General features: G+C 35.1%; 18 protein-coding genes and 2 tRNA genes. 4 read left to right on the forward strand and 16 right to left on the reverse strand.

Translation table 11 applies throughout. The features are described 5' to 3' along the window. Nucleotides 1–90: 90 nt before the first annotated feature. Nucleotides 91–1077: an SDR family oxidoreductase gene (locus KFE94_10550; GenBank protein UTW65119.1), complete on the reverse strand. Its 987-nt coding sequence runs from the start codon at nt 1075–1077 to the stop codon at nt 91–93. A gap of 4 nt (nt 1078–1081) precedes the next feature. Beyond that, the gene (locus KFE94_10555) at nt 1082–2425 is read right to left on the reverse strand and encodes a UDP-glucose/GDP-mannose dehydrogenase family protein (protein UTW65120.1); all 1344 of its coding nucleotides are present in this window, start codon (nt 2423–2425) and stop codon (nt 1082–1084) included. Between the two features lie 223 nt (nt 2426–2648). Here KFE94_10555 and KFE94_10560 point away from each other — a divergent pair, with 223 nt between their 5' ends. Together KFE94_10560 and KFE94_10565 are read left to right on the forward strand one after the other, a co-directional pair. Further along, nucleotides 2649–3416 carry a hypothetical protein gene (locus KFE94_10560; protein UTW65121.1) on the forward strand — a complete coding sequence of 256 codons (768 nt, stop codon included), beginning with the start codon at nt 2649–2651 and terminating at the stop codon, nt 3414–3416. Between the two features lie 3 nt (nt 3417–3419). Next, nucleotides 3420–4652, forward strand: a complete 1233-nt coding sequence (locus tag KFE94_10565) for a 3-deoxy-D-manno-octulosonic acid transferase (GenBank protein ID UTW65122.1) — start codon at nt 3420–3422, stop codon at nt 4650–4652. Nucleotides 4653–5406: 754 nt separating this feature from the next. Here KFE94_10565 and KFE94_10570 read toward each other — a convergent pair. The 5 genes from KFE94_10570 to mutS form a co-directional block, all read right to left on the reverse strand. Next, complete coding sequence (locus tag KFE94_10570) at nt 5407–5724, reverse strand: hypothetical protein (GenBank protein ID UTW65123.1); 318 nt, start codon at nt 5722–5724, stop codon at nt 5407–5409. Between the two features lie 319 nt (nt 5725–6043). Then, on the reverse strand, nt 6044–6496 hold the full coding sequence (locus tag KFE94_10575; GenBank protein ID UTW65124.1) for a hypothetical protein: 453 nt from the start codon (nt 6494–6496) through the stop codon (nt 6044–6046). Between the two features lie 425 nt (nt 6497–6921). Further along, a tRNA-Leu gene (locus KFE94_10580) sits at nt 6922–7005 on the reverse strand. Nucleotides 7006–7032: 27 nt separating this feature from the next. Next, nucleotides 7033–7105: transfer RNA gene (locus KFE94_10585), tRNA-Gly, on the reverse strand. 114 nt (nt 7106–7219) lie between these two features. Further along, nucleotides 7220–9850 (reverse strand): DNA mismatch repair protein MutS, encoded by a 2631-nt coding sequence (gene mutS / locus KFE94_10590; protein ID UTW65125.1) that lies wholly within the window; start codon nt 9848–9850, stop codon nt 7220–7222. A 93-nt stretch (nt 9851–9943) separates the two neighbouring features. On the opposite strand from mutS, the gene KFE94_10595 reads away from it, so the two are divergent. Beyond that, nucleotides 9944–10477: an RNA methyltransferase gene (locus KFE94_10595; GenBank protein ID UTW65126.1), complete on the forward strand. Its 534-nt coding sequence runs from the start codon at nt 9944–9946 to the stop codon at nt 10475–10477. Here the strand turns inward: KFE94_10595 and KFE94_10600 are convergent. The 4 genes from KFE94_10600 to folK all read right to left on the reverse strand — a co-directional run bounded on the left by KFE94_10600 (nt 10470) and on the right by folK (nt 13710). Then, nucleotides 10470–10664, reverse strand: coding sequence for a hypothetical protein (locus tag KFE94_10600; protein UTW65127.1), 195 nt, complete (start codon nt 10662–10664; stop codon nt 10470–10472). The two genes, KFE94_10595 and KFE94_10600, sit on opposite strands and share 8 nt — an antisense overlap. 126 nt (nt 10665–10790) lie before the next feature. After that, a complete protein-coding gene (locus KFE94_10605) occupies nt 10791–12500 on the reverse strand; it encodes a hypothetical protein (protein ID UTW65128.1) in 1710 nt (569 codons plus the stop codon). Between the two features lie 80 nt (nt 12501–12580). After that, nucleotides 12581–13213, reverse strand: coding sequence for a deoxynucleoside kinase (locus KFE94_10610; protein UTW65129.1), 633 nt, complete (start codon nt 13211–13213; stop codon nt 12581–12583). After that, nucleotides 13210–13710 (reverse strand): 2-amino-4-hydroxy-6-hydroxymethyldihydropteridine diphosphokinase, encoded by a 501-nt coding sequence (folK, locus tag KFE94_10615; protein ID UTW65130.1) that lies wholly within the window; start codon nt 13708–13710, stop codon nt 13210–13212. The genes KFE94_10610 and folK overlap by 4 nt, the downstream gene beginning before the upstream one ends. 184 nt (nt 13711–13894) lie before the next feature. On the opposite strand from folK, the gene sppA reads away from it, so the two are divergent. Next, nucleotides 13895–15700, forward strand: coding sequence for a signal peptide peptidase SppA (gene sppA / locus KFE94_10620; protein UTW65131.1), 1806 nt, complete (start codon nt 13895–13897; stop codon nt 15698–15700). A 36-nt stretch (nt 15701–15736) separates the two neighbouring features. Here the strand turns inward: sppA and KFE94_10625 are convergent, their stop codons facing one another. The 5 genes from KFE94_10625 to porV all read right to left on the reverse strand — a co-directional run bounded on the left by KFE94_10625 (nt 15737) and on the right by porV (nt 21362). Beyond that, a complete protein-coding gene (locus tag KFE94_10625; protein ID UTW65132.1) occupies nt 15737–17062 on the reverse strand; it encodes a T9SS type A sorting domain-containing protein in 1326 nt (441 codons plus the stop codon). Nucleotides 17063–17138: 76 nt separating this feature from the next. Beyond that, nucleotides 17139–18392, reverse strand: coding sequence for a pyruvate dehydrogenase complex dihydrolipoamide acetyltransferase (locus KFE94_10630; GenBank protein UTW65133.1), 1254 nt, complete (start codon nt 18390–18392; stop codon nt 17139–17141). An 11-nt stretch (nt 18393–18403) separates the two neighbouring features. Further along, nucleotides 18404–19423 carry a pyruvate dehydrogenase (acetyl-transferring) E1 component subunit alpha gene (pdhA, locus tag KFE94_10635; protein UTW65134.1) on the reverse strand — a complete coding sequence of 340 codons (1020 nt, stop codon included), beginning with the start codon at nt 19421–19423 and terminating at the stop codon, nt 18404–18406. Nucleotides 19424–19524: 101 nt separating this feature from the next. Continuing rightward, nucleotides 19525–20022, reverse strand: coding sequence for a cytidine deaminase (locus KFE94_10640; protein UTW65135.1), 498 nt, complete (start codon nt 20020–20022; stop codon nt 19525–19527). A gap of 44 nt (nt 20023–20066) precedes the next feature. Then, on the reverse strand, nt 20067–21362 hold the full coding sequence (gene porV / locus KFE94_10645) for a type IX secretion system outer membrane channel protein PorV (protein ID UTW65136.1): 1296 nt from the start codon (nt 21360–21362) through the stop codon (nt 20067–20069). Nucleotides 21363–21394: the final 32 nt, after the last annotated feature.

Genomic DNA, 21394 nt, shown 5'->3' on the forward strand with positions numbered 1-21394 from the left:
TTTTATCTTTAGTAGTAGGTTTAAGGGGCCCAACAAAAAAGCCGTTAATGTGAATTAACGGCTTTTTAAGTGCTTTAGGCTTCCTGAAATTTATTTTCTAATATAATCTTCGAAAGTATTATGATCAGTCTTATAAAGCTCTTCTTTTGGTAATGATTTAAAATATTCATATGTAATTTTTAAACCATCTTTTCTATCCACTTTTGGAGTCCAGTTTAAAAGCTCTTTTGCTTTTGTAATATCCGGTTGACGTTGCATTGGATCATCCTTTGGTAAGTCTTTATAAATAACTTTTTGAGAAGTACCAGTTAGCTTAATGATTTCTTCAGCAAATTCTCCAATCGTTATTTCCGATGGATTTCCAATATTAACCGGGTAATGATAATCGCTTAACAATAACCTATAAATGCCATCGATGAGATCATCTACATAACAGAAAGAACGCGTTTGACTTCCGTCTCCAAATACTGTAAGATCTTCTCCTCTCAGTGCCTGTCCAATAAAAGCAGGTAATACACGCCCATCATTCAGACGCATACGTGGACCATACGTATTGAATATTCGTACAATTCTGGTATCCACATTATGGAATGTGTGATAAGCCATAGTTGCTGCTTCCATATATCGCTTAGCCTCATCATATACACCTCTGGGCCCAATTGGATTCACATGACCATAATAGCTTTCTACTTGCGGATGTACTTTGGGATCCCCATATACCTCTGAAGTTGACGCAATCAAAATTCTGGCATTTTTAGCCTTGGCTAATCCTAATAGATTATGTGTGCCATAAGAGCCAACTTTAAGCGTTTGAATTGGAATTTTTAAATAATCAATTGGAGACGCAGGTGAAGCAAAATGTAAAATGTAATCTAAATCACCAGGAATGTGAACGAATTTGGAAACATCATGATGAACAAATTCGAAATGTTGTTCATTATATAAATGTTCAATATTTTTTAGATCACCGGTAATGAGATTGTCCATCCCAATAACCCTGCAACCTTCTTTTAGGAATCGATCACATAGATGTGATCCCAGGAAGCCCGCGGCCCCAGTAATTAATACCGTTTTCATATGATTAATTAGATATTTTTTCTCTACCTATAGAATTGTAATAGAATCCTAATTCTTGCATATTAGAAAGGTCGTATAGATTTCTACCATCAAAAATTACTTTTTCTTTCAGTAATGATTCAATTTTCTTGAAATCAGGATTTCTAAATATTTGCCATTCCGTAAAAATTAGTAAGGCATCAGCATCTTGTAAAGTATCATATTCGTTTTCACAAAATTCAATAGAATCTCCTAAAAGTTCTTTTACATTTTCCATTGCCTCTGGATCATAGGCACTAATGGATGCTCCGGAATTTAGTAATTCCTTGATATTATATAATGACGGAGCCTCTCTAATATCATCAGTATCTGGTTTGAATGCTAATCCCCAAACAGCGAATTTTTTACCTTTTAAATCATTGTTATAGAACGCATTGATTTTAGGCATTAAAACGGTTTTTTGAATTAGGTTAACATCCATTACAGCCTTTAAGATTTTAAAATCATAATCTACTTCGGTAGATGATTTGGCTAATGCCTGTACGTCTTTTGGGAAACAACTTCCTCCATACCCAATACCTGGGAACAAGAAACGATTACCAATTCTAGTATCTGTGCCAATTCCTTTTCTAACATCATCCACATTAGCACCAACTTGTTCACAAAGATTAGCGATCTCATTCATAAAAGAGATTTTAGTAGCCAAGAATGAATTAGCCGCATATTTGGTTAATTCTGCAGATTTTTCATCCATAAAGATTACTGGATTTCCCTGACGAACAAAAGGAGCGTAGATTTTGTCCATGATTTCATTGGCTTTTTCAGAAGATGAGCCAACTACAACACGATCAGGCTTCATGAAATCATCAACCGCAAAACCTTCTCTAAGGAATTCAGGATTTGAAACTACATCAAAAGATGGCTTTTCATTTGGATTATTCTCGTATCTTTTATCTAGTGCTATTTGAATAGCAGAAGTAACCTTTTCCGCTGTACCTACTGGTACTGTACTTTTATCCACGATTACTTTGTAGTCAGTGATAAGATCACCCAGGTCTTTTGCAACTCCTAGAATATAAGACAAATCAGCGCTACCATCTTCTCCAGGAGGAGTAGGTAAGGCTAAAAATATTACAGTGCTATCTTTAATGGCAGAGGCTAAGTCTGTTGTAAAACGTAAACGATCTTGTTTTATGTTTCTTTCGAATAAAACATCTAAGTGTGGCTCATAAATCGGAACAATTCCAGATTTCATTTTTTCCACCTTTTTTTTATCAATATCAACGCATGTAACATCTGCACCGCTTTCTGCTAAACAAGTACCCGTAACTAGTCCTACGTAACCTGTTCCTACAACTGCTATTTTCATATAATGTTTTTGTTTATTCTGTGTTTAGTTAAGGTATAATGTAATGTATTAAGCCTCAAAATTTACCTGACAAATTTATACTAGAGGAGCATCCTAAAAAAGTAAAAAGACCGAAAAAAAGATCAATTATAAAGTCTTTACATTTTGGTTGAGATATGTTAAAATATTAGGTTATGGAATAGAAAGGTTTGATGAGCTATTACAGAAGTAATATCTTTGTGAAATGAGAAAAAATATATTCCAATTTTTAGTTTTTGGCATTTTTTTTAGTTCTGCTTTTCAGCTTTCAGCGCAGGTAAGTGTTAAAGATTCAGCGGTTTTTGCTCCAATTATAGATTTTTCATATGCTTATAAAATTCCAGGTGGGGATTTGGATCAACGTTTTGGTGATCACTCTGAAATAGGGGTTTCTTTTTTAATTAAGAGCAAGAAAAACTTTTTGTACGGAGTAGACTGGAATTACATTTTTGGTAACAAGGTTAAGGATTTAAGTTTTACCAATGGGTTTCGTGATGCGAATGGAGGAATTTTAGGTACAAATGGGTTGTATTCTGAAATTTATTTTGTGGAAAGAGGCTTTACGATGTCAGCTAAATTTGGCCAAATATTTAATGTGTTTTCAGCAAATCCAAATTCTGGTATTATGTTATTAGGTGGTGTTGGTCTCATGCAGCATCGTATCAAATTCGAAGATAAATTTAATGAAGTGCCTCTACTTAGCGGTAAAGATTATTACCCTGGATATGATCGATTATCAAATGGCGTGATGTTTACAGAGTTTTTAGGTTACAGATTGTTGAGTGATAAACGTTTGATAAATGTATTTATGGGGGTTGAGTTTACTCAGGCAATCACTCAGAATAGAAGAGAAATAAACTATGATACCGGACTTAAAGACGATACTCAACGTTTGGATTTAACCATGGGATTAAAAATAGGCTTGTCATTACCATTATATAAGCCGACACCTCAGGAATTTTATTATAGATAAATTATGAGGTTAATATACCAATTGGGAATAAACTCATATGCGATTTTAGTTCGTTTGTTATCCCCGTTTGTGCGTAAGGCTAAAAAATGGTCAGAGGGGAGACAAGAACAATTATCAAAATGGAGGGCTATTCAGAATAACGAACCTTTAGTTTGGTTTCATTGTGCGTCTTTAGGGGAGTTCGAACAAGGAAAACCTGTTATTGAAGCCTTTAAAGAATCACATAAAAACTGGAAAATTCTGATAACATTTTTTTCTCCTTCTGGATATGATTTAAGGTCTGATTATGAATGGGCAGATTATGTCTTCTATTTACCGGTAGAAAGAAAAACTAATGTGAGGCAATTTATTGATGCTTTTAACCCTCAAATTGCGGTGTTCGTAAAGTATGAATTCTGGTATGGGTATATGACAGAGTTAAAAAAACGATCCATTCCATTGGTTTTTATTTCATCTACATTTAGACCTTACCATATATTCTTTAAGTCGTATGGAACCTGGTTTTTAAAACAATTGGTTTCGGTCAAAATGTTTTTTGTTCAGGATAAAGAATCAGAAAGTCTTTTGAAATCAAAATCAATCTTTAATGTCCAAATAAGTGGGGATACAAGATTTGACCGGGTCATTCGTACGGTTAAGGATAATGATGATTTGTCATTCATGCAAAGTTTTAGAGATCAAAACAAAGTTTTAATATTTGGAAGTGCATGGGAGCGGGAAACAGATTATTTTTTGAGAATAGTGGACCGTATTCCGGAAGAATGGAAAGTGATTTATGCACCTCATGAAATTAATGAGAATAAATTCTCGAACATAGAGAATAGACTGAATATTGACTCTATAAGGTATTCTGGGTTAAATGAGAATAACGCGCTCGAATCTAAAGTTCTATTGGTAGATACTGTGGGGCACCTGGCAAGGATGTATAAATATGCAGATGTTGCTTTTGTTGGAGGAGGATATCGTGATGGGATACACAACATCTTGGAGCCATTGTCTTTTGGAAACCCAGTATTTTTTGGTAGTAATCATAAAGGCTTTGGAGAGGGAAAGGAATCTATTGAAGCGGGAATAGGTACAGAGGTTACGCGATATGAGGATTTTGAAAATCAACTACTAAAATGGATAAACAATCCGGATCAATTGTTAGAAACTCAATTAAAGAGCAAAACCTATATTCAAGAACGTGTTGGGGCTACAGAAATGATTGTCGATTACTTAAGTAAGCTCACTTAAGCTATTTTTTTCCGGATTTATTGGAAGAACTTCCTTTATGCTTTCTTTTTCTAAAGTTATTCTTTTGACTCCAACGTTTAGATTTTCTATTGGATTTTTTGTACTGTTGGTTGGAATATCCACGCTTTTTTAATCTTTTGTTTTGTTCAGCACGAGCATTGTAAACTCTTGTAGAAGAATAGTATACAGGTCGTTTGCACGAGCTTGCAGCTACAGATAAAACTATTGTAGCTAGTAATAAGTATAATTTTATATGCCTGATTTGGCTGAACATTTCTTAAGTATAAATAGTAAAATTATATTAATATAACGCGTTTTTCCAAGTTCTAGTTTGGAACGTTAAAAGTATTATTTTTTAATACGTCCCACTATTATTTTTTTGGAAGTTTTAAAATATCGATGTTAATATAAAAACTAAAATATTTATTGGGTAAACGTACATTTTTAATGCCAAACTGATATGAAAGAATGGTTAAATATGTTTAAAGAAAAATTCATTTGTTTAAAGCGTTTCCAGGAGGGGCAGAGAAAAATATAGCTCTGCTTCGTAAAAATGATTTTAAAATAAAACCCTCAATTGTAATGTAGTTGAGATTTGGTATCCAAGATGGGATTAAAATCTATTTTTTTATTACAAGATTCAAGCTTAATTATTCATTCTTAAAAGCTAAATCAATGATTGGGTGGATTAAGTAGAGGAGAAAGAGCAAGAAGATATACTCCTTAGTAGCCTGACGTATACAGTATGTTAGCTTTATTCTTTTATTTGCCGAATCCACATATTTCCTTCACAGTCCACGTATTCAGTTATACCGATTTTTTGATTGAAAGTAAAAGAACAAATCTTTTCATTAATATTTATTCCGTTTTCAAAAGTTGACTCAGGTCCAATGGTAATTGATTCATTATTAGAGAGGTTTTTTAATGATTCTTTCTGAGAGGATAATCCAAGAAACATTAATTGAGTCATCGTAAAATCAGCACCACTCATTCTACTAAGAATTACAAGCTTGTTTCTTTTTCCTGACAATTGGTGATAACTCCCTTTAGTAGTTTTGTAATCAACTGTCAATGTTTTTTTGTTATAAAACCCTCTACTGAAATTCCTAACTGTATCTAATCTAGTTTTTACATTTTCAAAGATGATCGTGTCGTTTTCGAATTTGCTAGATATGTATACCACAGTGTCCCTATTATCATATGGTTTTATCAGTTTTAATAAGTGAGGTTCAATTGGGGCAATCTCCTTGTTAATGATACTTTGACACCCTAGGGTTAACAGAGCCAGTACAATCAAAAAGTGTATAAATATTCGTTTTAAAAAATCATGTGTCATTATAACCAAGGTTCCAGCTAAACTGCGTTTTAATGCAGTTTAGATTTTTTTATTCTTATTGCCACAGTCTAAAGCTAAGCACTTTATTAGTTGATCTATCAATTTCCAAGTTACCATCCTTTCCACTGGCATTACCATTGAAGTTAATGACTGTTATAAGTTCTCTTTCTTTTCTGTCCTTATTAGCTTCAATGTTTTTTTCTTCCAAATCTTTCTTAAACACAAAACCATCATAATGGCAGATTGGGATATAAATTGAACTGGAATCTTCTTGAACGTATGAAGTCCAAAACCAATAATCATTTAAATCCATTTTATTATTAGCCATATAATCTTTTATTGTAGTTAGATAAGGCTTGATTGATTCAGGTAATTCGTCCAAATTATTGAATCCAACGAATTCTTTTTGGTCATTTATGTAGTTTATAATTGTAGAGTCTTTTTCTATCTGTCCATATGCATTATGAATCAAAATGAGAAAAGTCAAACCTGTAAAAAAGTGCTTCATAGTGTTTATGATCAATTGGTGCTAACTCAGATATATACGTATTTGTACATATATATCCGCTATATGTTTCACTTCAAATATAGAGTATCTAAAGGATTTTTTATTTTTTAATGATCTTAATGCAAAATGTGTGAATTTTGGTTGTCCTGCTAGTCGGGATTAAGAGTAATCGCATGTTGGGGTTTGTGTTTCATGGTTATTCAAAAGTAGAATAACGGTTCAGTAAAAAATGGAAGTAAATGATAATCATCTTTTATATGTGGCTACAAACGACCATAAATTTTTATAGAAGAAACAGAAACAGGTTAATTTTATTGAACATCTAATTTACTGATTAAGTTGGTGGCGACAATAAGTTTTTGATTCTTCAATCAATCGGTAGAAAACAAAAAAGCCTCAACTACAATTGTAATTGAGGCTTTCAGTACCCGGGGCGGGACTTGAACCCGCACGGACCAAGGTCCATTGGATTTTAAGTCCAACGTGTCTACCAATTCCACCACCCGGGCAGATATATACCGAAGTATATTGTCCTGAGCGAAAGACGGGATTCGAACCCGCGACCCCGACCTTGGCAAGGTCGTGCTCTACCAGCTGAGCTACTTTCGCAATATTTCAAAATTCATTTCCGATTTTAAAGTGCTTTTTACCACCCTTTGCAATCGGGCAACAAAAGTACATTTTTTGGATCAACGACCAAGTGTTATTCGTGTTTTTTTGAAGTTAATTTAGTTTGTTTTTTATTTCATTTAATTTCATCAATGCTTCAATTGGAGTTAAAGTGTTGATATCCGTATCCATAATGATTTTTTTGAGGTCTAACAGCGTTGGATCATCTAATTGAAAAAAACTGAGTTGAACATTTTCTTGTTCTTGTTGAACGACCTCTTTTATGGTTGTTGAGTCACTTTGATTACGCTGACTATTCTCCAAACGTGTCATAATCTCTGTAGCTTTATTGACTACCTTTTTGGGCATTCCGGCCATCTTAGCTACATGAATTCCGAAACTATGATTACTTCCTCCTGGTTCTAGTTTACGAATAAAAATGATTTTTTTATTGATTTCTTTAATGGAAACATTGTAATTGTAAACCCGGTCAAATGCATTGGCCATATCATTTAGTTCGTGATAATGTGTGGCAAAAAGCGTCTTAGGTTTAAACGGAGAATTATGAATATATTCAGCAATAGCCCAGGCTATGGATATTCCATCATAAGTGCTCGTACCTCTTCCAATTTCATCCAGGAGAATAAGACTTCTTTCAGATAGGTTGTTTAGAATACTTGCAGTTTCGTTCATTTCTACCATAAAAGTAGATTCCCCTTTTGAAATATTATCTGATGCGCCCACTCTGGTGAAAATCTTATCTACAAGCCCAATTTTAGCTGATTTGGCAGGGACAAAAGATCCCATTTGAGCGAGTAATGTAATCAACGCAGTTTGTCTTAATAGCGCGGATTTTCCAGACATATTAGGACCGGTAATCATGATGAGTTGTTGTTCATCGTTATTGAGGCAAATGTTATTCGGCACATATGTCTCTTCAACTGGTAAAAGTTGTTCAATAACTGGGTGTCTACCTTCTTCAATTTTAATTTCTAATGAATCATTGATTTCAGGTTGACAGTAATTATGATTGATCGCCAGTTTAGCAAATGAAATCAAACAATCCAATTTAGCAATAGCGCGCGCATTGGTTTGAATAGGTTCGATGAAGTTGGTTAATTCTTGTAATAGATCAGAGAAAATTCGAACTTCAATGGCATGAATCTTATCCTCAGCTCCCAGGATTTTTGCTTCGTATTCTTTTAGCTCTTCTGTGATATAGCGTTCGGCATTCACCAGGGTTTGTTTTCTAATCCATTCAGAGGGAACTTTATCCTTATATGTATTTCTAACTTCAAAATAATAGCCGAATACATTATTAAACCCGATTTTTAAAGAGGCAATCCCAGATTGTTCGCATTCTCTTTCTTGTAAATTCTTAAGATACTCTTTCGAATTATTTAATAATAATCTTAATTCGTCCAGTTCATCAGAAACGCCATCTTTTATGGTGTTTCCTTTGATCAACTGAATAGGAGCTTCATCATTCAGTTCTGACTCAATTTTATTTCGAATAAAATCACAAGGATTTAATTGATTACCTAACGAGTCGAGTTGTTTGTTTTTTGATGTGGTAGTGTTTTTTATAACAGGTAGAATAGACTCCAGATTTTTCTTTAGCGTAACAACTTCCTTTGGATTGATTCTTTGTAAAGCTACCTTAGAGATAAGACGTTCTAAATCTCCCATTTGCTTTACGTGAAATTGAATTTCGTCTGTGAGTTCCGGATTTTCTATGAAATGCTTTACAATCGCTTGACGTTCTTCAATTGGTGCTTGATGTTTTAACGGTAAAGCCAACCATCTTTTCATTAGTCTGGAGCCCATTGGGCTGCAGTTACGATCCAATATGTTAATGAGTGTTTGCGCATTCTCATTAGAAGAATAGAAAAGCTCCAGATTTCTAATAGTAAACCGATCTAACCAAACATGATCGTCTCTTTCAATTCTAGAAATTCTATTAATATGAGAAATTTGATGGTGTTGCGTATCTCTTAAATAATGGAGGCATGCCCCAGCTGAAATAATTCCCAGTGGTAACTCATGAATACCGTACCCTTTTAGCGTTTTTGAATTGAAATGTTTGAGTAAAGTCTCTGTGGCATATTCCTCGGTGAATACCCATTCATCTAGAAAATAGGTGTAATAACCAGTTCCAAAATGATCATTAAAGACCATTTTATTTTGTCGTTCTACAAGAATTTCATTTGGAGCAAAACTTTGGAGAAGTTTGTCGATATAATCGAAAGTACCCTGAGTGGTTAAAAACTCTCCGGTTGATATGTCAAGAAACGCTACCCCAGCTTCCTTTTTAGAGATATATACAGAAGCGAGATAATTATTTTTATTATGGTCAAAAGTATTTTCATGGGTAGATACACCAGGAGTAACTAATTCGGTAATTCCTCTTTTTACAATGTTTTTTGTATTCTTGGAAATACTAGAATCTTCTAATTGATCACATAATGCGACACGCTCCCCGGCACGAACAAGTTTTGGTAAGTATGTATCTAATGAATGGTGGGGAAAACCTGCCAGCTCAATAGATGCTGCTGCACCATTTTTTCTTTTAGTTAATACAATGCCTAATATTTTAGAAGCTTTGATTGCATCGCTTCCAAATGTTTCATAAAAATCACCTACACGAAAAAGCAAAATAGCATCTGGATACTTGGCTTTGAAGCCATTGTATTGACGCATCAAAGGGGTTTCTTTATCGGTTTGTTTCTTTTTTTTTGTAGCCATTATATTTTGCGTTCTTTTGTCGACATTAATCTTCAAATTAAGAAATATGAATGCTATTGATTCATTGCAATTTGTTGGGATTTTGGAATAGTTATGAACAGAAAGTTAAAAACTACGGATTTAAATAGATTAGATGTTGACACGTATAAAACTACGGAAAAACATCCAATTATTGTTGTTCTGGATAGTATCAGAAGTTTACATAATGTAGGGTCTGTATTTAGAACAGCAGATGCTTTTAGAATCGAAAAAGTAATCTTATGTGGTTTAACTGCACAACCTCCACATAAAGAGATTCATAAAACAGCATTAGGAGCAACAGAAACTGTAGATTGGGAGTATTATGAAGATATTCAAACGGCAGTTGCTCAATTAAAAGAGGAAGAGTACGAAATTGTTGCAGTTGAGCAAGCAGAAGAAACGGTCAAGCTGCAAGACCTAAACAAAAAAAGCAGTCTAAAAACTGCTTTTATTTTCGGTAATGAAGTGTTCGGTGTAAATCAAGAAATCGTTTCTCAAGCCGATTATGTACTTGAAATTCCACAATTCGGAACTAAACACTCATTTAATATTTCTGTTAGTGCCGGTATCGTATTATGGGAGGCTATGCGTAAGTATATTACTTAGCCGCACAAGACCAGCCATTGTCCTCATGCACCTCAATGGCAGTTTTATATGCATTACCTGAACTACAAACTTCACTTGTAAGTGTACCTTTCTCTGCGTCATTATACGTACATGTCGCACATTTCTGACAGCTAGAAGTTACACTTGCAATTGCAATAACACCAAGGAATAGTATAGTCTTTTTCATTTTATAAAATTTAGCTAACAAATATAGCGATTTGATAGAATAAGAAAAGTTTAAGCTCAACAGATATTTATGAAATAAAAAAGCCGGAGAAACTTCTCCGGCTTTCAATATCTTCAAGACTAAATATTATAAGCTTGATAAATCTGCTTTGATAAATTCAACATCTTTTAAAGCTTTTTCTTTAAGAGAATTGTCTTTGTTGATAGCTAACTTAAGGTTTTTCATCATTAAGTCGTTGTTATCAGTTCTTGCGCCAACAATTGCTTTTAAGTAATATGCTTCAGCAGAAGTAGCATCTTCACTTGCATCAATGGTAGCTAAAGCAGCTTCAGCATTTCCATTTAAAATTTGAGCCAATGCCAGGTTTAATGTTTTGAATGAACCCATGTTGTTCACAGCAGAAGAATAATCTCCGTCCATGATGTTTAAGATACCCATGTTGTAGTTCACTTCATTTCCAGCACCATTTGCTTTTTGGTAAGCTTCTAAAGCAGCAGCTCTATCACCTTTTAATCTAGCGATAACACCTAAGTTGTTCATTACAACAGGAGTTGCCTGGATTGCTTTAGCTTTATTGAAGTTAGACTCAGCTTCACCTAATTTATTTTGTAATAAATAGATATACCCCATATTGTTAGTTGGTCTCCAATCAGAAGCATAAAGCTCAGCAGCTTTTGTATAAATGTTTAATTTCTCATTTAAATCATTTGTTAAAGTAGCCGCATAAAGGATTTCTTCAACGCTAAGTACAGAAGCATCAGATTTGAATGCGGCCATAATTTGCTCATCAGAACGTCCTACTTTTTCCATGTTTAAAACGATTTGAGAACGTCTTAATGGAGGAAGTACTTTTTCTTTAACCTCAACATAAGTTTCAGATAAGTTTTTGATTTCAGCCTCACGTTTAGCTGGATCAGAGTACATTTCTAAAACACGGATGATTAATTGCTTGTCTTCAATGTCAGAAGCTTGCATTTTTTGTTTGAAACCAGCCCAGTCTTCACCTTTACCTTCTAAGTTAAAGAAGTCTTCAGATTTCGCTGCTTCAACTTTATTTCTCTTTAATTGACGAGATACGGCAGAACTTGCAGTTTTTGCTCTGTTATCAGCTAAGCTTTCGTTTTTAGTTAATTCACCATCTGGAGAAGCGTATGCCTGAACAGTCATTCCTTTAAATACGATAGTCGTGTCTTTCGCATTTGTTTTAATGTTTGCCAATAGTGCTTTTACTTCCTCTTTGTTTAATTCAGAACTTCTTACGGTAGTAGATTGAATAGTATAAATGATTTCAGCGTTTTCAGAGAAAGGAACAATTCTTTGGAAAGCATCTTTTCCTAAAATTGGTTTATCATCACTTTGAACTAATTTTGGAGTGATGTTTGTTCCTTCAGCGATATCAAACATGCCAATCTCTTTAGTTTTAGTTTTGAATAAACCTTCAAGTTTAGCTTTTAAGACACCTCTTTCCATACCGTCTTCATAAGCGTACTTATAATCGAATGAAAATGAACCACCTTCTTCAAATTTAATTTTCTTTCCTTCAAAGTCAGCACCTTCACCAACCAATACGAAAGGATCAAGAGATTTTACTACTGTTCCGTTTGCTTCAAAAACAGGAGTAACGCGAATAGCCGCTTTTTTAGCTAGATATTTCGTTGGGATTTTTCCTGAAATAACTACAGCCACCGAATCTCCGTGCATTTCCAATGGGTTAGGGGCTGCCTTATAAGTTGCAGTCTCAGCATTCTTCTCCATTTTATTCAATGGGTTACAGGCTACAATCGCCATAACGGCAATAACTGCAATTGAAATGTTTCTTAAAATTGATAGTTTCATTTTATATAATTATTTGTGATTGAATTTATCGTGTGCAAAACTATTGTATTATAGCTCAAAACCAAATGGAATATGGAGTATTAAAGTGTTAATTTGGATTGAGTTTTAGCCAACAATAAACGTTCTTTAACTAAAAAGTCAATTATTTTATGAATAGAGCCATTGAAATCGAGTCGTAAATCCTTGGCTTGTACCCTGAACATAGGGATTTTAAAGCTCGAATGATTAATGAGTTTAAGGTACTGTTGGTCAATAAATTTTAAATAGTCTAAAGAAACGTTAGTTTCAAGTTTTCGACCTCTGGATTGTACATGTTCCAGTGCTTCTTCAGGGGTTTGATCAATATAGATCAAAGCATCCGGTCGCGGGATCTGTTTTTTTACTGTTTCAAAAATTCTTTGAAACAAAATGAGTTCTTTATCTTCCAGATTGGTTTTAGCGAATAAACTTGTTTTATCGATCAGGTAATCGGAAATGATTAACTCGTTTTTCTCAAAAAGTTCAGGAGCTAACTGCTCGTACCTTTCCATTAAGAAAAAAACTTCGGCTGGAAACTTATTGTCCTTTTTATTTTCATACAATCCTTTTAGAAAAGGGTTGTTTAAAAAGGTTTCAAGAATCAGCTTTACTTCTAAAGTTGATGCTAACTTTTTAGCCAGAGTGGTTTTTCCAGCACCCAAATTTCCTTCTATGCAGATAAACTTCGTATTCATTTCTTTGTTACTGTACTGTGATCATTACATATTTCTAATAACTCATTATTAGATTTTTGAAATATGGGATGCATAAAGCCTGAGCTAATTTCAACCAAAGGTAAAAGTGTAAATCTTCTATTTTGAATCTGAGGATGTGGGATCTTTAAATGATTTAATTCAAGAGTTATATCGTCATAATATAGAATGTCTATATCGATATTCCGTGATGTATATCCTTTGGATTCTATATCTCGAGTTCTTCCAAGTTTATTCTCGATTATTTGTGTGGTTTTTAGTAATTCCTGAGGTGATAGAGAAGTGGAGATCAGAAGTACCTGATTCAAAAATGATTGTTCAGCTTCAAATCCCCAGGGAGGACTTTCATATAATCCACTGGACTTGATAATTTTACATTCTAATGCCTCTAGCTCATGGATTACTTTCTGAAAAGTCGTTTCAACTGCTCCCAGATTTCCTCCTAATAGAAGGTGTACATTATGATGCTGATTATCCATTTGGCAAATGTAGATTTTGAATTGATGAAATTAGAATCCTATGGGGTTCGGTTTGGATAAGTTATGCACATCACACCATATGAATCTTTGTTAAATTATCCGTTAATCTAATTGGGGCACCTTTGATGTAATTCTCGTAATAGGAATGATTAAGCAATCTATTTTTGTAGAAAATAAATGTCCTATGAGAAAATTTTTTAAATATGTGTTTGCCTCTATGGTTGGTTTTGTACTAGCCGGAGGTGTTTTATTGGCATTATTCTTTGGAGGAATATTTGCCATTATTAATACGGCTAAGAATGAGTTGAAACCTAATGATAAAGAAGTAGTCGTAAAAAGCAATTCAGTATATCATTTGAAGTTTAACCAGCAAATTGGCGAAAGAGCGGGAAATAATCCTTTTGAAAATATGGATTTAGGTCCTTTCTCCACTGAGTCTAAGATGAGTTTGAGAAATATTGTTCAGTCCATAGAGTATGCTGCAACAGATGATAACATCAAAGGGATATTTATTGAATTGGATGGTTTCCCTGGAGGATTGTCAAAATTAGAAGAAGTAAGAAATGCCTTATTGGATTTTAAGGAATCTGGAAAGTGGGTTGTGACTTTTGGAGAGAGTTTTTCCCAAGGAGGTTATTATATCGCATCTGTATCGGATAAAGTGTATTTGTATCCTGAAGGAAATATTTGGTTTAAAGGTTTGGCTACGAATATTATGTATATGAAAGGTCTTTTTGAGAAAATGGATATCGAAATGCAAGCAATCAAGGGCCCAAATAATATTTACAAGAGTGCTGTGGAGCCTTTTACTGCAGATAAGATGAGCGATGCAAATAGAGAGCAAATTCAAGCATATTTAAGTTCTATTTGGGGACATTGGCTAAAAGGTATTTCTAAGCAAAGAGGTATTTCAGTTGAAAAATTAGATATGTATGCAGATTCTTTAACAATTAGAAACCCAGAGGCGGCAGAGGAACTTGGTTTGGTAGATGGATTGAAGTACAGAGATGAAGTAATTGCTGAAATTTTGGATTTGGTAGAAGTGGAAAAAGAAAAGGATATGCATTTCGTTACCTATTCAAAGTATAAGAAAAAGAAGGCAAAGACCAGAAAAGAAGGTGTGTCAAGAAAGGATACAAAAAAAGTTGCGGTGATTTATGCTGAGGGAGAGATTAGATCTGGGAAGAATAGTGATGGGGTTATGGGCTCTGAGTCTATTGCAAAAGCGATTAAGAAAGCCAGATTGGACACAAATGTAAAAGCGATCGTATTACGCGTGAATTCACCTGGCGGAAGTGCTTTGGCATCGGATGTGATGTGGAGAGAAACTGAATTAGCTAAAAAAGAGAAGCCATTTATTGTTTCTATGGGTGATTTAGCAGCTTCTGGAGGTTATTTTATATCATGTGGTGCGGATAAGATTTATGCGAGTGAAACGTCTATCACAGGATCAATTGGAGTATTTGGAATGATGCCGGTTACTGAGAAATTCTTTAAGAATAAATTGGGAATCATATTTGAAACAGAACAGACCAATACGCATTCGAAATATCCTAACGGGGTATCAAAATTAGATCAGGAAGCGTATGATGTAATTAATGAGTCTATTATAGATATTTACGATGATTTCATATCTAAGGTGGCAGCCGGAAGAGGGATGACCAAAGAGCAGGTAAATGAAGTTGCCAGAGGTAGAGTTTGGACTGGTGCAGATGCAGTGGAAATTGGTTTGGTAGATGAAATCGGAGGATTGGATGATGCAATCGCATATGCGGTTGAGCAGGCGAATTTGGATGGTTATAAATTGAAAGAATTACCAGAGTTGAAAGATCCGATTGATGAGTTTATTAAAAACTTACAAAGTGAAATGTCAGTGAAATACCTAAAGAGTACGTTTGGCGATAGTTATAAGTACTTTAATATAATTGACAATGTTCAGAATATGAAAGGGATTCAAGCCAGAATGCCTTACGTGATTGAGTTTTATTAAAACTGAATATATAGTAATGGAAAAGCGATTAGGTAACTAATCGCTTTTTTTATGCTGTATAATTAGCTTTTCAATGTGTGTGTTTTCTTCGGATGTGATAGCCACGATATATAATCCGGAAGGTAAGTGTGATACACGAATGTTTTCGTTTGGAGAAATGACTCCATTAAATTGAATCTGCCCATCCATATTATAAATGGATATTTGAAGATGAGGAGATAAGTCTCTTAATTTGAAATATTGATCAGAAGGATTTGGGTATAATGAACCTTGAGTTTTAGAAGCATCGGTTTTGGGTATCGAGTTGGATAAACATTCTAAATGTAGTGTTCGTGTACTAACTGTTTGAGAACTATCTATACCGCCTACCAAAATCATATCACATCCAAAAGTGGCGATTCCTCGAAAATCCATGTTAATAGAATGAAATGATGTGGTGTCCCATGAGTCCGAATGCGGGTAGTAGGTAAGGATACGTCTATTGGGTTCCACCGGAATATTACCTGCATAGCCTATACCATTGTAATTATATGTATGGTTGGAGCCACCAATCCAACGGATGGAATTATTGTAAGAAGATACAGCCATTCTGTAGCCTTCTAAATCTTGATCGATAGTATCAAGCGACCAGGTGATTTGAGTAACGTTATTAGGGTTGATATAACCTTTTCGCACTTGAATTTGAATAGGGAAATTGTTTCCCATTTTGGCTCCACCAAAATAGTATATGGTATCACCTATAATTTCTCCTGAGGCACCAAAGGATTTATATAAATGGTTGTTGGGAACAGGTGTGCCAATAAGCCATGTGTCTAGTTGAGGATTATAAATTTGGACATTGGCAATATTTGCTGTGTTACTCCAGCCTGTGACTACAAATATCAGACTGTCTTTGTATACGGCCTGTACGTGATCATCAGTTGATTTAGGAAGTGGAGCTCCATTCGTTAAAAAAGTATCCGCTTTTGTATCGAATCGATGAACCAATGGGTGGGACTCTTCATGCCCATTTGGGAAAACATGATAACCACCAATAATGTAGATAATGTCGTTTATGGTACTTGCTGCGGATGCAATGCGTGTAGGTGAACTGGGTAAGTCTGGAAGGGTAGACCAACTATCATTTTGAACATCGTATTTGTAACATCTATTGTGAATTCCAGAGTGTACTTTAGATGTATCTATTCCTCCGAAAGTATAAACGTATTTCTGGTTGTTGACGATAGCTCCGCATACTGCATTATTACTAATTGCTTCCGGAAGTGGTGCTAATTCATAGAAATTATATTGTCCTGTGACATCTGCTGAAAAAATGGACAAGGTGAAAATGAATAGATATGTTTTGATTAAATAATGACCCATGATGCTAAAATAGGATAAAAAAAAGAGGCTAACCATCATGTGATAGTTAGCCTCTTGTAATGTTGTTATTGTTGTATTAAGCCATCATTAGAACTGGTTGTTCTAACATTGCTTTGAAAGTATTCAAGAATTCGGAACCCATTGCTCCGTCAACCACCCTGTGATCACAAGAAAGAGTTACGGTCATTCTATGTCCCGGTACGATTTGACCATTCTTTACAACTGGTTTTTCAATAATCCCTCCAATGGCCATAATTGCAGCATCAGGTGGATTGATAATCGCAGTGAAGGATTCAATTCCGTACATTCCCAGATTAGAAATAGAGAAAGTGTTTCCTTCCCATTCCTGAGGTTGAAGTTTTTTGTCTCTTGCTTTTCCTGCAAGTTCTTTTACTTCAGTTGAAATTTGCGGTAATGATTTAGTATCAGCAAATCTTACAACAGGAACTAAAAGTCCATCTTCTACAGCAACTGCTACACCAATATTCACATGCTCATTATAACGAATACTATCGCCTAACCACGAAGAATTAACTCCCGGGTGTTTTTTCAACGCTACAGCTGCAGCTTTAACCACAAAGTCGTTGAAAGAAACTTTTGTATCCTGAGCAGCATTTACAGCTTTTCTTGCCGCAATCACATTATCCATATCTACTTCAATTGTTAGATAGAAATGAGGCGCAGAGAATTTACTTTCTGATAATCTACGTGCAATGGTCTTACGCATTTGAGAAGTAGGAACTTCATTATAGGATTCTTGTCCGACAACTGTTGCAACAGACCCTTTATATGAGTTTGCACCAGGTGCACGATAATTATCAATATCTGCTTTTACGATACGTCCATTATCTCCAGAACCAGATACGGTATTTAAATCAATACCTCTTTCGTTTGCTAATTTTCTAGCTAAAGGAGAAGCTTTAAATTCACCATCATTCACGATAGGTTGAACGTTGTTTTTAGGAGCTTCGGCAGCTGGAGTAGCAATTGGAGCAGTAGCAGTTTCAGTTTTACTGTCAGCAACTACTTCTGTTTTTTCTTCTGCAGCACTAGGAAGAGTATCATTGTCAATTAATGATTGATATTCTTCTCCTTCTTCACCAAGAATTGCTAAGATGGAATCAACAGGTGCGGTTTTTCCTTTTTCAATACCGATATAAAGTAAAACACCGTCCTGGAAAGATTCGAATTCCATGGTTGCTTTATCTGTCTCGATATCTGCGATAAGGTCACCAGATTCTATTTTATCTCCTACTTTTTTATGCCATTCTGCAACAACACCCTCAGTCATGGTGTCACTTAACTTCGGCATTCTAATAATTTCCGCCATAGTAAAATAATTTAAAACTTATTATCCATCATATATGGATAATTGTCTTCAACATAAACATCTTCGTACAATTCAGAAGCTACCGGGTCCGGAGACTCCTCAGCAAATTTAACTGACTCTTCAACTGTAGCTTTTACACGGTCAGTAATTTCAGAAAGTTGTTCTTCTGTTATAAGTTTATTAGAAGTAAGTATGTCTTTAACAAACAAGATTGGATCTTGTTCTTTATACTGGTTTACCTCTTCTTTGGTTCTATATTTTTGTGGATCACTCATAGAGTGTCCTTTATAACGATAAGTTTTGATATCCAACAATACAGGCCCTTTTCCTGATCTGGCATGTTCAGCTGCCCATGCCATTGCATCATGAACTTCTGTTACTTTCATTCCATCAACAGACTTTGAAGGCATTTCGTAAGACGCTCCAATAACCGATAAATCTTTAACATTTGTGGTACGATCTACAGAAGTACCCATAGCGTAATTGTTATTTTCAATTACGAATACCACAGGAAGTTTCCAGTTCATCGCCATGTTGAAAGTCTCATGTAAGATTCCCTGACGAACTGCACCATCTCCCATAGATGTGATACAGATTTTTCCTGTGTTTTTGTATTGCTCTGCAAAAGCAATGCCTGCACCCATAGCGATTTGTGCGCCAACGATTCCATGACCTCCCATTAATCCGGTATCTTTATGGAACATGTGCATTGAACCACCTTTACCTTTAGACATTCCGGTTGTTTTACCATAAAGCTCGGCCATCATATATTTTGGGTGAACTCCAAGAGCAATTGGATGTGCGTGATCTCTATATGCTGTGATATGTTTATCTCCTTCTTGAGTTGCAGATACGGTTCCAGCTACAACAGCTTCCTGACCAATATAAAGGTGACAAAAACCGCCAAACTTTTGTTGAATATAAAGTTGTCCGGTTTTTTCTTCAATTTTACGCATAAGAAGCATGTCCTCGTACCACTTAAGATACTGCTCTTTCGTAAAAGGTAATTTAGTTGATTTACGTTTAGCCATCTGTATTCAAATTATCAGGGCGCAAATTTAATACAAAAGAAGTATTTAAAACTCTTCTTGAACAGATGGAATGCGATTAAAATAAAGAAATGAAAAAGACCTTATTTTATGCGGCCTACGTGAGGGGAAGAAAAGTAAAAAGGAATCAGGTTATTTACAGATTCGCTGACCCATATTTTTCCTTCATTTCCCATCATAATAACAGAAATAGGATTCGACTGTTTGCTTTCAAATTCTATCATAACCTGGCGGCAGGCACCACATGGAGTTACAGGATCTGTTACATTACCATGAATACTTTTAGCAACAATAGCGATTGATTTGATTTCCTGATCGGGGAAATTGGTGCCGGCAGAGAATAGCGCAACTCGTTCAGCACATAAGCCAGATGGGTACGCAATATTTTCCTGATTACTTCCAATAACAATGGTGCCATCGGATAACTCAACAGCAGCACCCACGCTAAATCCGGAATATGGTGAATAGGAAGAGACTAATGCTGCAGATGCTTTGGAAACAAGCAATTGCTGCTTATTAGATAATTCGTCCAAATGGTCAAATTCTTCAATCTCACTTATATGCTTGATTTTATTTCGCATTTAGGAATGTAGGTGCGTCTAATTTTTTCAGATTCTCCTTATAATTAAAAGGAGTCTGTAGAGCTTGAGGAGTCGCTATTACCTGATGATTTATTTTTGTTGAAGGCAAACGACATGGTGAATTGTAGCGTATTAGCCAATGGAGATTGTCCATAAGATACTTGACTACCAATATAGAAAGGAACCAAATAGGCAATGTCCATAGCGAATACATTGTATTTTAATCCAACTCCGAAGGATAAGTATTTTCTGTTCCCTTTTGTGTCATGTTCCGCAAAATATCCCATTCGGGCAGCAAATACTTTATTGTACCAATATTCCATACCGAAACCAAAGTACAACTCTCGAAGTTCTTCATTTAGTACACTTCCTGACTCGATTTCAGCCATTCCATCAGCATTTAAGATATAATTCCCGCTATTGTCTTTTAACGGTTCTCCCGGTGCATCAGACCAACTTGAGAATATAGCGTTTGCAGGAGATCTATTCGGGTCTTTTCCCGCAACAATTTGATTGGTAGAACCCACCTTTCCATAAATAGGAGGGGTAGGAACTAATAATTTATTCATATCGAAAACGATCGCAAAATCATTATAATCATCCAAGTGAATAGTTAAGCCACTACCAAACTTAAAGTTTTGAGGTAAAAAATCTTGTTGATTGATATCTGAATAGGCCATTTTATTTCCAATGTTGGAAATTCCCATTCCAAAAGTTAATGTAGCATCTTTATCTCCAACACTGATATCATCGTTTTGATAATAAGAGAAAATGTCTGAAGCGACAGCTAGCCCAGCTTTAGTATCTGCTCCACCAACGCTTTGACCACCTGTAAGGTTCGAATAAATAAATCGTAATGAAATACTCATGGAAAATCTTTCAGATAGTTTTCTAGAATAAGCACCATCTAATGCAAATTCATTAGGTTGATGCGAAATGGTTGGGTTTCCAAACTCATCCGTAAATTGAATTTCTCCCAAAGTAAAGTATCTTAATGACCCACCAATGGCAGACATTTTATCGATTTTTTTAACACCCGTTAAATAGGATAAACTAATTCCAGGAACCAGAGTGGATAACCATGGGGTATATGAAAGACCTAAAACGGCATCTTCTTCTATGAAAGAAAGTTTCGCTGGATTGTGGTAATTGTCGTATACATCAGGACTTGTTGCTGCTCCGGCCGAACCTAAAGCTCCATGTCTAGCATCAGGGTTGATGGTTAAAAATGGTACAGCTGTAGTAATTGGATTTTGTCTTTGATCTTGCCCAAATGTTTCAACTGAATAGCAACTGATTAGTACAGCTGATAGAATAAAAACTATTTTTTTCGAATTCATTATATAGATAATATATAGTCTGGCAAATATAG

This window comes from bacterium SCSIO 12643, assembly GCA_024398135.1.
Lineage (GTDB): Bacteria > Bacteroidota > Bacteroidia > Flavobacteriales_G > Salibacteraceae > CAJXZP01.